The organism is Halomonas ramblicola (assembly GCF_030409215.1).
In the GTDB taxonomy this organism is placed as follows: Bacteria; Pseudomonadota; Gammaproteobacteria; order Pseudomonadales; family Halomonadaceae; genus Halomonas; species Halomonas ramblicola.
Window position 1 is genome coordinate 215786 of the sequence record NZ_JAUFPL010000018.1, and the last position, 13309, is coordinate 229094.

At 69.2% G+C, this 13309-nt stretch carries 14 protein-coding genes; 10 read left to right on the forward strand and 4 right to left on the reverse strand.

All coding sequences use genetic code 11. The annotated features are described in order from the left end of the window. Positions 1-12: 12 nt before the first annotated feature. From ubiD to QWY80_RS07645, 9 genes are all read left to right on the forward strand, one after another. Positions 13-1509 (forward strand): 4-hydroxy-3-polyprenylbenzoate decarboxylase, encoded by a 1497-nt coding sequence (gene ubiD / locus QWY80_RS07605; RefSeq protein ID WP_290230150.1) that lies wholly within the window; start codon positions 13-15, stop codon positions 1507-1509. Further along, complete coding sequence (locus QWY80_RS07610; protein WP_290230152.1) at positions 1506-2285, forward strand: NAD(P)H-flavin reductase; 780 nt, start codon at positions 1506-1508, stop codon at positions 2283-2285. The genes ubiD and QWY80_RS07610 overlap by 4 nt, the downstream gene beginning before the upstream one ends. Next, the gene (folM, locus tag QWY80_RS07615; protein ID WP_290230153.1) at positions 2282-2995 is read left to right on the forward strand and encodes a dihydromonapterin reductase; all 714 of its coding nucleotides are present in this window, start codon (positions 2282-2284) and stop codon (positions 2993-2995) included. Before QWY80_RS07610 ends, folM begins: the two co-directional genes overlap by 4 nt. Before the next feature lie 115 nt (positions 2996-3110). Then, positions 3111-3239 carry a hypothetical protein gene (locus QWY80_RS07620; protein ID WP_290230154.1) on the forward strand — a complete coding sequence of 43 codons (129 nt, stop codon included), beginning with the start codon at positions 3111-3113 and terminating at the stop codon, positions 3237-3239. A gap of 56 nt (positions 3240-3295) precedes the next feature. Further along, positions 3296-3424: a hypothetical protein gene (locus QWY80_RS07625; RefSeq protein WP_290230155.1), complete on the forward strand. Its 129-nt coding sequence runs from the start codon at positions 3296-3298 to the stop codon at positions 3422-3424. A gap of 129 nt (positions 3425-3553) precedes the next feature. Further along, positions 3554-3721 carry a hypothetical protein gene (locus tag QWY80_RS07630; protein WP_290230156.1) on the forward strand — a complete coding sequence of 56 codons (168 nt, stop codon included), beginning with the start codon at positions 3554-3556 and terminating at the stop codon, positions 3719-3721. A 1-nt stretch (position 3722) separates the two neighbouring features. Further along, the gene (locus tag QWY80_RS07635; protein ID WP_290230157.1) at positions 3723-4784 is read left to right on the forward strand and encodes a 3-deoxy-7-phosphoheptulonate synthase; all 1062 of its coding nucleotides are present in this window, start codon (positions 3723-3725) and stop codon (positions 4782-4784) included. A 221-nt stretch (positions 4785-5005) separates the two neighbouring features. Next, positions 5006-5515, forward strand: coding sequence for a DUF3087 family protein (locus tag QWY80_RS07640; RefSeq protein ID WP_290230159.1), 510 nt, complete (start codon positions 5006-5008; stop codon positions 5513-5515). Between the two features lie 109 nt (positions 5516-5624). Further along, the gene (locus QWY80_RS07645) at positions 5625-7760 is read left to right on the forward strand and encodes a PhoX family protein (RefSeq protein ID WP_290230160.1); all 2136 of its coding nucleotides are present in this window, start codon (positions 5625-5627) and stop codon (positions 7758-7760) included. Positions 7761-7944: 184 nt separating this feature from the next. Here the strand turns inward: QWY80_RS07645 and ppk1 are convergent, their stop codons facing one another. After that, on the reverse strand, positions 7945-10164 hold the full coding sequence (gene ppk1, locus QWY80_RS07650) for a polyphosphate kinase 1 (RefSeq protein WP_290230161.1): 2220 nt from the start codon (positions 10162-10164) through the stop codon (positions 7945-7947). Between the two features lie 44 nt (positions 10165-10208). Continuing rightward, positions 10209-11207 carry a porphobilinogen synthase gene (gene hemB, locus QWY80_RS07655; RefSeq protein ID WP_290230280.1) on the reverse strand — a complete coding sequence of 333 codons (999 nt, stop codon included), beginning with the start codon at positions 11205-11207 and terminating at the stop codon, positions 10209-10211. A gap of 219 nt (positions 11208-11426) precedes the next feature. Between hemB and elbB the strand changes: the two genes are divergently transcribed. Then, positions 11427-12089, forward strand: a complete 663-nt coding sequence (elbB, locus tag QWY80_RS07660) for an isoprenoid biosynthesis glyoxalase ElbB (protein WP_290230162.1) — start codon at positions 11427-11429, stop codon at positions 12087-12089. 45 nt (positions 12090-12134) lie between these two features. Here elbB and tatC read toward each other — a convergent pair whose 3' ends face one another. After that, positions 12135-12893 carry a twin-arginine translocase subunit TatC gene (tatC, locus tag QWY80_RS07665; protein WP_290230164.1) on the reverse strand — a complete coding sequence of 253 codons (759 nt, stop codon included), beginning with the start codon at positions 12891-12893 and terminating at the stop codon, positions 12135-12137. Continuing rightward, positions 12890-13306 carry a Sec-independent protein translocase protein TatB gene (gene tatB / locus QWY80_RS07670; protein ID WP_290230166.1) on the reverse strand — a complete coding sequence of 139 codons (417 nt, stop codon included), beginning with the start codon at positions 13304-13306 and terminating at the stop codon, positions 12890-12892. Before tatB ends, tatC begins: the two co-directional genes overlap by 4 nt. Between the last annotated feature and the right edge of the window lie 3 nt (positions 13307-13309).

Sequence of the window (13309 nt, forward strand, 5' to 3'; positions counted from 1 at the left end):
GGAACTTCATCCATGAAGTACAAGGATCTGCGCGACTTCATCGCCGCCCTGGAGGCCCGGGACGAGCTGGTCCGTGTCACCGCCGAGGTGGATCCCCACCTCGAGGTCACCGAGATCTGCGATCGCACCCTACGCGCCGGCGGCCCGGCGCTGCTGTTCGAGAACGTCAAGGGCCACGCCATGCCGCTGCTCGGCAACCTCTTCGGCACGCCGAAGCGGGTGGCCCTGGGAATGGGCCAGGACTCGGTGTCCGCCCTGCGCGAGGTGGGCGAGCTGCTTGCCTTCCTCAAGGAACCCGAGCCGCCCAAGGGCTTTCGCGACGCCTGGGACAAGCTGCCGATCTTCAAGCAGGTGATGAGCATGGGCCCCAAGCGGGTGCGTTCGGCGCCGGTGCAGGAGAAGGTGTATGAGGGCGACGAGGTGGATCTCGACCGCCTGCCGATCCAGCACTGCTGGCCCGGCGACGCCGCGCCCCTGGTCACCTGGCCGCTGGTGATCACCCGGGGGCCCCACAAGAGCCGCCAGAACCTGGGCATCTACCGCCAGCAGAAGCTTTCGAAGAACCGCCTGATCATGCGCTGGCTCTCCCACCGCGGCGGTGCCCTGGACTTCCAGGAGTTCCAGGAGGCCCAGCCGGGCGAGCCCTTCCCGGTGGCGGTGGCGCTGGGCGCCGACCCGGCCACCATCCTCGGCGCCGTGACCCCGGTACCCGACAGCCTCTCCGAGTATGCCTTCGCCGGGCTCTTGAGGGGCTCGCGCACCGAGCTGGTCAAGTGCGGCCATGTCGATCTCGAAGTGCCGGCGTCTGCCGAGATCATCCTGGAAGGCTTTATCCATCCGGACGACACGGCGCCGGAGGGCCCCTACGGCGACCATACCGGCTACTACAACGAGGTGGAGTCCTTCCCGGTATTCACCGTGACCCGCATGACCATGCGCGAGAACGCCATCTACCACTCCACCTACACCGGCCGGCCCCCCGACGAGCCGGCGATCCTGGGGCTGGCGCTCAACGAGGTGTTCGTGCCCATCCTGCGCCGCCAGTTCCCCGAGATCGTCGACTTCTACCTGCCCCCCGAGGGCTGCTCCTACCGCATGGCGGTGGTGACCATGAAGAAGCAGTACCCGGGCCACGCCAAGCGGGTGATGATGGGCGTGTGGAGCTTCCTGCGCCAGTTCATGTACACCAAGTTCGTGGTGGTGCTCGACGACGACGTCGACGCCCGCGACTGGAAGGACGTGATCTGGGCCATCACCACTCGCATGGACCCGGCCCGCGATACCGTTTTGGTGGAGAATACCCCCATCGACTACCTGGACTTCGCCTCGCCGGTCTCGGGCCTGGGTTCCAAGATGGGCCTGGACGCCACCGGCAAGTGGCCCGGCGAGACCGTCCGCGAATGGGGCACGCCCATCGTCATGGACGAGGCCGTCAAGGCCCGCGTCAGCGAGCGCTGGGACGAACTGGGGATCGTGCTCCCCCCTGACAACCACAAGAGGCATTCATGACGCCAAGGACCCTGACCTGCCTGGTCGACGAGGTCGAGGACCTCACACCCGACGTCTTTCGCGTCCTGCTGGAGGGGCGTCCCGAGGCCGTGGCCCATGCCCCCGGCCAGTACCTGGAGCTCAAGCTGGACGACGCGACCTGGGTTCCCTTCTCCATCGCCAACGCCCACGGCGGTGACGGGGTGATCGAACTGCACATCCAGCACTGGCCGGAGCGCGAGAACTCCGCCCGGCTGCGCGAGTTGATCCAGGTCGCCGAGCGGCTGACCCTGCGCCTGCCCGGCGGCGACTGCGTGCTCGACCCCGACAGCACCCGTCCCCTGCTGCTGGTGGCTGCCGGCACCGGCTTCGCCCAGATGAAGGCGATCGTCGAGGCGGCGCTCCACGAGGATCCCGAGCGCGAGATCGACCTCTGGTGGGCGGCCCGGGAGCATCGCGACCTCTATCTGGAGTGGCTGGCCCGGGAGTGGGCCGAGCGATACCCGAGCTTCCGTTTCCATGTGGTCACCGAGGTGCTGCCCAAGGAATCGGTGGAGGGTCTGCGCGTTCAGGCGCATCAGGGACGCATCGACCAGGCGCTGGCCAGCGGGCTGGAGGACGTCTCGGGCCATGACGTCTATGTCTCCGGCTCGCCGGGCATGGTCTACGCCTGCGTGGACGTGCTGGCCTCGCTGGGCCTCGCGCCCTCGCGGACCTTCTCCGACGTCTTCGCCTATGCGCCCCGGGATCCGCTGATCCCCACCGCCGGCAGCCTGATCCGGGAGGGGCGCGGATGAGCGCCTCGCCGATCCTGATCACCGGCGGCGCCCAGCGGCTCGGCCGCCACTGTGCCGAGCGCCTGGTCGACGACGGCCATGCGGTGATCATCAGCTACCGGCGCGAGCGGCCGGAGCTGGAGGAGTTGCGGGCCCGCGGCATCGTCACCCTGCCGGCCGACTTCTCGACGGAAGCCGGCATCCTCGACTTTATCGCCCGTCTCAAGGCCGAGACGCCGTCGCTGCGGGCGATCGTGCACAACGCCAGCGACTGGGCGCCGGACAGCGCCGGGCCCGAGGCGGGGGCGAATCTCGAGCGGCTGTTCCGGGTGCACATGCAGGCTCCCTACCTGATCAACCTGCAGTGCCGCGAACTGCTCGAGGCGTGCAGCGAGCCCCAGCGCGACATCGTGCACATGACCGACTACGTGGTGCGCAAGGGCTCCAGGAAGCACGCCGCCTACGCCGCCACCAAGGCGGGCCTGGAGAACCTGACGCTGTCGTTCGCGGCCATGTACGCCCCGTCGATCCAGGTCAACGCCATCGCCCCGGCGTTGATCATGCTCAACGAGGGCGACAGCGAACGCTATATCGAGAAGGCCAAGGCCAAGTCGGCGATGCAGATGGTCCCCGGCCCCGGGGTGATCTACCAGAGCCTGCGCTACCTGCTCGACAACCGCTACGTCACCGGCGTCACCCTGCCGGTGGATGGCGGTCGGCATCTGCGCTGAGCCTGCTCCGGCGAAGGGAACGGATCCCGGGGGATACCGGCCTGGCCGTGCCGTGCGGCGCCATCTTCGCTAGAATGGACGGCGACCCCTGACACCCAGCGAGAGGAACTGACCGATGGCGGGACACGACGAGCACTACCACGACGACAGCGGCCTGCTGTCCATCCTCATGGGCCTGATCGTGGTGGTGGGCATGAGTGCCCTACCGGGCACCATCGGCTGGGTGCGGCTGCTTGCCGGCTGAGCCTTGCCAGACCCGGCCCGATGGGGCAGGATGAACCCAGACCTCAGGAGAGACCCATGACCGATCGCCACCCCGCCAAGCCCTTCGCCCCCGTTGCCCAGCGCGGCAACGGGGCGATCTGTGGCGCGAATGGCTATTGGTTCGGCTACTGGTTTACCACCGGTGTGCCGACGGCTATGTCCTGAGCGCAAGACGCGACATCGCCGGAGGCACACCCGCCAGGGCCGCCTCCGCAGAGAACCCCCGGACGGCAGCCCCGCCCGGGGGTTCTGCGTTTTCGGCATCGACATCGACCCAGAGAGAGGAGAGGCACCATGACCGCATCCATCGCCTTCGCCACGGCCCCGCAGCTCGACTACGACGGCTATTACGGCTATTGGCGATTTAGCGAGCTGCGGTCGGCCGAGCCTGCCACCTCCGACCGTAGCGCCATCGGTGGCCAGACGATGACACGATGTATCACCGCTACCCGGAGTCGATGACATGACCGTTTCCCTCGCCGCCCACCTGAACGAGACCGCCCGACCCACCCCGTCACCGGGGCGCAGCCTGCCCACTGCCGGCGAGCTGCGCCGTGCCCTGCCGGTGGATCCCGAGCTGGCCGGCCGGATCGAGCACCAGCGCCAGGCGGTCCGCGACATCCTCGCCGGCCGCGACGATCGCCTGCTGGTGGTGGTGGGGCCCTGCTCCATCCACGACCCCGCGGCGGCCCTCGAGTATGCTCGGCATCTGGCCGAGTTGGCCCCGCGGGTCTCGGATCGCCTGCTGCCGGTGATGCGCGTCTACGTCGAGAAGCCGCGCACCACCGTGGGCTGGAAGGGCCTGGCCTACGACCCCGACCTGGACGGCAGCGGCGACATGGCCCGGGGCCTGGAGCTCTCCCGACGACTGATGCGCGACATCGCCGACCTGGGCCTGCCGGTGGCCACCGAGCTGCTGCAGCCGATGCTCGCGCCCTACCTGGAAGACCTGCTGGCCTGGGTGGCCATCGGCGCCCGCACCACCGAGTCCCAGCTGCACCGCGAGCTGGCCAGCGGCCTCTCCGCCGCGGTGGGTTTCAAGAACGCCACCAGTGGCGACATCGGTGTGGCCCTGGACGCCATGCGTGCCGCCGCCCATCCCCACGGCCACTTCGGCCTCGACGCGGCGGGCCGGCCGGTGGTCCACGAGACCGCCGGCAACCCCCACACCCACCTGGTGCTGCGTGGCGGTCACGGCGAGCCCAACTACCGGGCGCCCCAGGTGCGGGCGGCCCGCCGCGCCCTGGAGGACGCCGGCCTGGCCCCGCGGCTGATGGTGGACTGCAGCCACGCCAACGCCCGCAAGGACCACCGCCGCCAGAGCGAGGTGCTGCTCGACGTCCTGGCCCAGCGCCTGGAGGGGGAGTCGGCGCTCGCCGGGCTGATGCTGGAGAGCCACCTCCACGAGGGCAAGCAGCCGCTCGAGCCCGGCCGGCTGCGCCACGGGGTCTCGATCACCGACGCCTGTATCGGCTGGGAGACCACCGAACACCTGCTGCTCTCTGCCGCCGAGCGCTTGAGGTAGCACTCGAGGCTGATCCGGCGACAGGCCTACGAGGGGGCGCTGTAAACCCATCCCTGGGCGCTACCGATGCCGTCCCTGGCATAGGACCCCCTCTACGGCCTGTCCCCGGCGCCTCTCACTGGTGGTGGCAGAGGCCTGGTGGCACATCAGCCGCCCTGTACCCCGGGTGGCGTAGTCGGGATAATGCCGTCGATTGCCGACTCGCCACCCGGGAGCCCGCCATGCCGTTCCAGTTCGAAGCCCACGACCCCGCGACCTATCGCCGCAAGGCGCGCTTCATCAGCCTGGCCATGGCCGGTCAGCTGATCGTCTTCGGCCTGGTGTTCGCCCAACTCCTGCAGCTCGCCTTCGACGGTGGCTTCTGGCTCAACGTCCTGGGGGTGCTGCTCGGCCTGCTGGCCACCAGCCTGGTCTTCGCGGTGCTGCGCGAGCGTCCCTGGATGGCCGAGGTACGCTACGCCTGGCAGCTCAAGCACCAGCTGTCGCGGGTCAGCGGCTACCTGCCGGCGCTGCGCCGCGCCATGGAGGAGGGCAACGACACCGCCCTGGGCGTCCTCGCCTTCTACCACCAGGGCATGGCCCAACTCGCCGAACTCAACGGCCGCACCCTGGACGACGACGCCGAACGCCTCGCCGAGCGCACCAGGGTGCGACTCGCCCGCCAGGAGCGCGGCCTGCCGGAACGGGTCGAGGGCTTTGACCCCGAGGACCTCGCCGCCTTTCGGCGCTGAGACGACACCGCCGCTTCATCGCCCCGTCATCTTCCTTGCCTAGGCTCTCTCCCGTCGACCCGGGAGTCGCCACTGCGGCACCCCGCCCACCGTGACGAGGGAAAACACCATGAGCAAGGAAATCGAGGATCATCGCCTCCACAACGCCAGCGGCAACGAGCCGTTCGCGTCCGTTCTCGACCGTCGCGTCTCGCGGCGCGGCGTCATGCGTGGCGGCCTGGGCCTGGTGGCCGCCTCGATGCTGGGCATCGGCGGCACGGCCAAGGCCCTGGCGGCGGGCGCGGCGGAGAAGACCCCGCTGACCCTGGCCTTCGAGGCGGTGCGCGGCTCGCACACCGATGCCGTGGTGGTGCCCCAGGGCTATGTCGCCCAGGTGCTGGTGCCCTGGGGCACGCCGCTCACCGAGCGGGCGCCCGACTGGCACTCGGCACTGGCCATGGGCCCGGAGAGCCAGGCCAACAGCGTCGGCATGCATCATGACGGCATGCACGGCTTCCCGCTGGACGAGGCGAGCGCCTCGCGGCGCTTCGTGCTGGCGCTGAACAACGAGTACATCGACCAGCAGGCGCTCTGGGCGCCGCGCGGCGGCCCCACCCATGCCGAGGAGGGCGCGCGGCCGGCCGAGGAGTCGCGTACCGAGATCAACGCCCACGGCGTGACCCTGGTGGAGGTGGTCAAGCGGGACGACGGCCGCTGGGCCCATGTCCCCGGCTCCCCCTACAACCGCCGCCTGACCAGCGCCACCGAGATGGAGCTGGCCGGCCCGGTGGCCGGCAGCGACTACGCCAGGACCCGCTTCTCGCCGGAGGGGATCCGGACCCGGGGGACCAACAACAACTGCGGCAACGGCTTCACGCCCTGGGGCACCTACCTGGCGTGCGAGGAGAACTGGCCCAACATCTTCGTCAACACCGGCGAGCGCTTTCGCGACGATGCGCGTCTCGGCATCCCCACGCAGCGCAGTCGCTACGGCTGGGAGACCTCGGCCGGCGATGCCTCGGAGCAGGGCGACGAGTTCGCCCGCTTCGATATCACCCCGCGCGCCGACGAGGCCCGCGACGACTACCGCAACGAGTCGCGCACCTTCGGCTACCAGGTCGAGATCGATCCCTATGACGGCTCGCGCCGGGCCGTCAAGCGCACCGCCCTGGGGCGCTTCCGCCACGAGGGCTGCTGGCTGGGCAAGCTGGAGGCCGGCGAGCCGGTGGTCTACTACTCCGGCCACGACGCCCGCAACGAGTACATCTACAAGTTCGTCTCCGACGCCCCCTGGGACCCGGCGGACGCCAACCGCCCCGGTGCCGGCTACGACCGCCTGGCCATCGGCGCCAAGTACCTCGATCGCGGCACCCTCTATGTCGCCCGTTTCGCGGCCGACGGCAGCGGTGAGTGGCTGCCGCTGACCCCCGAGACCGTCACCCCCGACGGCCGCCCCCTCGCCGAGGCCCTGGGCCTGGCCGCCGACGACCTGGCCGGGGTGATCGTCAATACCTGCGACGCCGCCGACCTGATGGGGGCGACGCCCATGGATCGCCCGGAGTGGGCCACCGTGGATCCGGCCTCCGGCGAGGTCTATATCACCCTGACCAACAACAGCCAGCGTACCGGGGAGGGCTCCGAGCCGACCTACACCAACGACGGTGGCGCCATCGACGCGCCGGGCGTCGGTTTCGCCACGGCACCGGTCAACGCCGCCAATCCGCGCCCCGACAACGGCGCCGGCCATATCATCCGCTGGCGCGAGGAGGCGACGCCCACGGCCTTCGCCTGGGAGGTCTTCGTGTTCGGTGGGGCCGCTGGCGATGACGACAACCCTTCCGGCCTGACCGAGCGCAACCAGTTCGCCAGCCCCGATGGCCTGTGGTTCGACGACCGCGGCGACGGCCAGGGCATCCTGTGGATCCAGACCGACAACGGCTACGACCCGGTCGCCGAGCACACCAACGACCAGTTGCTGGCCGTGGTGCCCGAGGCCCTGCAGGGGCAGGGGGCTTCGGTGATCGACGCGGACAACCAGGCGCAGCTCAAGCGCTTCGCCGTGGGCCCCAACGGCTGCGAGGTGACCGGCATCTTCGCCACCCCGGACCGCACGGCGCTGTTCATCAACATCCAGCACCCGGGCAACTGGCCGGCGGACGGCGATGCCCTGGTCCAGGACGCCACCGTGGCGGGCTCGAACGAGGTGCGCCCGCGGGCCGCCACCGTGGTGATCCAGAAGGCCGATGGCGGCCGGATCGGCGTCTGACCCCGGCTGCGCCCGGAGCCGCAAGCATTAAGCTTGACGCTGGAAGAAAACCACCTCCGTAGCCTTGCTACGGAGGTGGTTCGGTTTAAGGTGCCTTCGAGCTTCGAGCTTCGAGCTTCGAGCTTCGAGCTTCGAGCTTCGAGCTTCGAGCTTCGAGCTTCGAGCTTCGAGCTTCGAGCTTGCCTCAGGCCCTGGCGGCGTAGGCGTAAAGCAGCGTCTCCTGGGCGCTGATCGGATCGGCGTCCCCCGGCTGCTGCTTCACGTAGCTGCCGTCGGGCTGCAGCAGCCAGCTCTGGCAGTTGTCCACCAGGTAGGTCTCCAGGTCCTTGCGCACCCGGGCCGCCAGCTTCTTGTCGAGCAGCGGGAAGCAGGTCTCCACGCGATGGAACATGTTGCGGGTCATGAAGTCGGCGCTGGAGGCCCATACCTCCGGCTTGCCGGCGTTGTGGAAGTAGAAGACCCGGGTATGCTCGAGGAAGCGGCCGATGATCGAACGCACCCGGATGTTCTCCGAGATCCCCGGCACGCCGGGGCGCAGGCAGCACTGGCCGCGGATGATCAGGTCGCACTCCACGCCGGCCCGGGAGGCGCGATAGAGCGCCTGGATCAGCCTGGGCTCGGTCAGCGAGTTGCACTTGACGATCAGGTGGGCGCGCTTGCCCTTGCGGGCCTGGGCGGCCTCGCGCTCGATCATCGCCATCAGTCGCTCGTGGAGGGTAAAGGGGGCATGCAGCAGGGACTCGATGCGGCGTGCTCGACCCATCCCCGAGAGCTGCTGGAAGACCTGGTGAACGTCCTCGCAGAGGGTGGGATCGGCGGTGAGCAGGCTGTAGTCGGTGTAGAGCCGCGCCGTCTTCGAGTGGTAGTTGCCGGTGCCCAGGTGAGCATAGTGGCGCAGCGTCCCCCGCTCGCGGCGCACAATATGCATCATCTTGGCGTGGGTCTTGTAGGCCATCACCCCGTAGATGACGATGGCCCCGGCCTCCTGGAGCCGCGAGGCGAGCGCCAGGTTGTCCGCCTCGTCGAAGCGGGCGCGCAGCTCGATCACCACCGTGACCTCCTTGCCACCCCGTGCCGCCTCCACCAGGGAGTTGACGATGGGCGAGTCGGAGCCGGTGCGGTAGAGGGTCTGCTTGATCGCCAGCACGCCGGGGTCGCGGGCCGCCTCGGCGAGCAGCTCCTCCACCGGCGAGAAGGACTGGAAGGGGTGGTGCAGCAGGATGTCGCCGACGGCGATGGCATCGAACAGCCCGTTGCCCTTGCGCAGGTTCTTCGGCAGGCCCGGGGTGAAGGGGCGATAGCGCAGGTCGGGCCGCTCCACGTCGCCCAGCACCGACATCATGCGGGTGAGGTTGACCGGGCCGTCGACCCGGTAGAGGTCGCTCTCCTCCAGCTCGAACTGCTTGAGCAGGAAACGCGCCAGCTCCTCGGGGCAGCGTTCCACCACCTCCAGGCGCACGCCGCTGCCGTAGCGGCGTGCCAGCAGCTCGCCGCGCAGCGCCGAGGCCAGGTCCGAGACCTCGTCCGGGTCCACCGTCATGTCGGCGTTGCGGGTCAGGCGGAACTGGTAGCAGCCGCGCACCGCCATGCCGGGGAAGACCTCCTCGGCGTGGGCGTGGATCATCGACGACAGGAAGACGTACTCGCGCCAGCCCGTCTCGCAGAGCTCGTCGGGCAGGGCGATCAGGCGCGGCAACGAGCGCGGCGCCGGCAGGATCGCCAGGCCCCCCTCGCGGCCGAAGGCGTCCTTGCCCTCCAGCTCGACGATGAAGTTGAGGCTCTTGTTGACCAGCCGCGGGAAGGGGTGGGAAGGATCCAGGCCGATGGGGCTGATCACCGGCATGATCTCCCGCTCGAAGTAGTCGCGGACCCAGTCGCGCTGGGCCTCGGTCCACTCGTTGCGGCGCCGGAAGCGCAGCCCCTGGCCCTCCAGGGCGGGCAGCAGGGTGTCGTTGAGGATCTGGTACTGGCGCTCGACCTGCTCGTGGGCGATGCGCCCGATCTCGCCGAGCACCGCCCGCGGCGAGCGGCCGTCGGCACCGGAGCTCTCGTCGCCCAGGGCGATCTGATGCTTGAGGCCGGCCACGCGGATCTCGAAGAACTCGTCCATGTTCGACGAGAAGATCAGCAGGAACATCAGCCGGTCGAGCAGCGGGTGCGCCTCGTCCAGGGCCTGTTCCAGCACCCGGATGTTGAACTGCAGGTGGGACAACTCGCGGTTGAAGTAGAGGCCCGGATCGCCCAGGTCGGCGTCGGCATGGGGCAGGGCCTTGGGCTTGATGCCGGCGCGGGTCTGGTTGAGGCGCGGTGCGGGGCTCTCGGCGCCGCCTTCGTCGCCGGGCGTCCCGGCCACCTGCGCAGCGGCGGCCGGAGTGGCGTCGGTTTCGGGACTGCGATCTTCCATGGTCACTCCCTCGAAGGTCGTGGAAGGGCGCGCAGTCCCTTCCTTCAACGGGCGAGCAGCCGCGCCGCTCGCTTGGCGAAATAGGTCAGCACGCCGTCGGCGCCGGCCCGCTTGAAGCACAGCAGGGACTCGAGGATGACGTCGTCGGCCTCCAGCCAGCCGTTGTCGAAGGCGGCCATGTGCATGGCGTACTCGCCGCTTACCTGGTAGGCGTAGGTGGGCACCCGCAGCTCGTCCTTGACCCGGCGCACCACGTCCAGGTAGGGCATGCCGGGCTTGATCATCACCATGTCGGCACCCTCGGCCAGGTCCAGCGCCACCTCGTGCAGCGCCTCGTCGCCGTTGGCCGGGTCCATCTGGTAGGTGCTCTTGTCGGCGCGGCCGAGGTTGGCCGCCGAGCCCACCGCATCCCGGAAGGGGCCGTAGTAGCGCGAGGCGTACTTGGCGCTATAGGCCATGATCCGGGTATTGACCAGGTGCTCCTGCTCCAGCACGCGACGGATCTCGCCGATGCGGCCGTCCATCATGTCCGAGGGGGCCACCACGTCGGCGCCGGCCTCGGCGTGGGACAGGGCCTGCTTGAGCAGGGTCTCCACGGTGCGGTCGTTCTGCACATAGCCTTGTGTGTCGAGGATGCCGTCCTGGCCGTGGCTGGTGTAGGGATCGAGCGCCACGTCGGTGATGATGCCCAGCTCCGGCAGCGCCTGCTTGAGGGCGCGTACGCTGCGCTGTACCAGGCCGCCCGCATTGTAGGCCTCCTCGGCCAGCTCGCTCTTCAGCGAGGTTCCCACCACGGGAAACAGGGCCAGGGCCGGAATGCCCAGCTCGAAGGCCTCGCGGGCCTCCTCGATCAGCAGGTCGAGCGACAGCCGCTCGACCCCCGGCATCGACGGCACCGCCTCGCGCTCGCCGTCGCCCTCCATCACGAAGACCGGCCAGATCAGGTCGGCCGGCGTCAGGCTGTGCTCGCGCATCAGGCGCCGCGAGAAGTCGTCGCGGCGCATGCGACGCAGGCGGGTCGAGGGATACTGACGGTGGATCATGACGCTCAAGGCAGACTCTCCCGTGATGGCGCCGCCTGACAGCGAGTGTGGCGGCGAAAGATGACAAGGGGATGACAGGGGTGTCGACTGACTTCGAGTATATCAGCGTGTCCGGGCGCCGACAGTCACGCCTTGTCGCACCCCGGTGGACGCTCTAGAGTGTTGGGTTCGTCCCACGGTCCTGCCGGGCGGCAGGCGACACCCCGCAAGGAGATAGGCATGAGCAAACAGGTGGCGGTCATCCTCTCGGGCTGCGGCGTCCATGACGGCTCCGAGATCTACGAGACCACCCTGACCCTGCTGCGGCTGGATCAGCTGGGCATCGGCTATCGCTGCTTCGCCCCGGACATCGACCAGCAGCACGTCATCGATCATCGCAGCGGCGAGGTGGCCCAGGGCGAGAGCCGCAACGTCCTGACCGAGTCGGCGCGCCTGGCGCGCGGTGAGATCTCCCCGCTCGTCGAGCTCGCCGCCGATGACTTCGACGCGGCGATCCTGCCCGGCGGCTTTGGGGCGGCCAAGAACCTCTCGAACTTCGCCGAGGCTGGCGCGGACCTGAGGGTGCTCGGCGAACTGGCCGAGGCGCTGGCCGGGTTCCGCGAGGCGCGCAAGCCGATCGGCCTGATGTGCATCAGCCCGGTGATGGTGCCCCGCCTGCTGGGTACGGGCATCGCCGTGACCATCGGCAACGATCCGGGGGTCGCCGGGGCCGTCAGCAGCATGGGCGGCCTGCACCGCAGCTGCGGCGTGGGGGACATCGTGGTGGACTTCGAGAACCGTGTGGTGACCACCCCGGCCTACATGCTGGCGACCCGCATCAGCGAGGCGGCCACCGGGATCTTCAAGCTGGTCGATCGCCTCGACGAGTTGATGGCCCTCTAAGCGCCCAGCGCCCAGCGCCCAGCGCCGAGCGCTCGGCGCTCGGCGCTATTCGTCCTCCGCCTCGCGCTTACGGCGCCGGGCGAAGCGGCCGAACAGCAGGCCGATCTCGTAGAGCAGGTACATGGGCACCGCCAGCAGGGTCTGGGAGATGACGTCCGGCGGGGTGAGCAGCATGCCGATCACGAAGCAGCCGAGGATGATGTAGGGGCGCTTCTTCGACAGGCTCTCCACCGTGGTGGCACCGGAGGCGATCAGCAGGAAGGTGGCGATGGGGATCTCGAAGGCCACCCCGAAGGCGAAGAACAGCTTGAGGACGAAGTTGAGGTAGGCGTTGATGTCGGTCATCACCGTCACGCTCTCCGGCCCGGTCTGGGTGAAGAACTCGAACAACAGCGGGAAGACCACGTAGTAGGCGAAGGCCGCGCCGGCGTAGAAGAGCAGCACGCTGGAGGCCAGGATCGGCACGGCCAGCGCCTTCTCGTTGTCGTAGAGCCCCGGGGCCACGAAGGCCCAGGCCTGGTGCAGCACATAGGGTACGGCGATGAACACCGCCGTCACCAGGGTCAGCTTGAAGGGCGCCAGGAAGGGTGAGGCCACCTCGGTGGCGATCATCTGCGAGCCTTCCGGCAGCAGCGCCATCAGTGGCTGGGCCACGAAGAGGTAGATGTCGTTGGCGAAGGCGTAGAGGCCCAGGAAGATCACCAGGATCGCCACCACCGCACGCAGCAGCCGCGAGCGCAGCTCGATCAGGTGCTCGATCAGCGGGGCCTGGTGCTGTTCCGGGTTGTCGCCGGGGTTGCTCATCGTGAGGAGGCGTCCTTGTCGGCATGGGAAGGCTCGGTGTCGGGTGCGTCGGACGGTCCGTCGTCGAGCCGTGCCCGTGACAGGGCGTCATCCAGGCGCTGCTCGGGGGAGGGCGGCTGGTCACCGCGCCGTTCGGGCGCGTCACGACGCTCCGACTCGGCCACGCTCTCCACGCCACGCTTGACCCGGTCGACGCCCTCGTCGAGCTTCTTCTGCTGCTCGTTGAGCTTCTGGCGCAGCTCCTCCGCCTCCAGCTGGGCGCTGATCTCGCGCTGCATGCCGGAGACGGTGCGCTTGATCCTGCCGATCCACAGGCCGAGGGTGCGTGCCGCCCTGGGCAGGCGTTCCGGGCCCAGCACCAGCAGGCCCACCACGCCCAGCAGCAGCAATTCGAGGAAGCCGATGTCGAACATGGC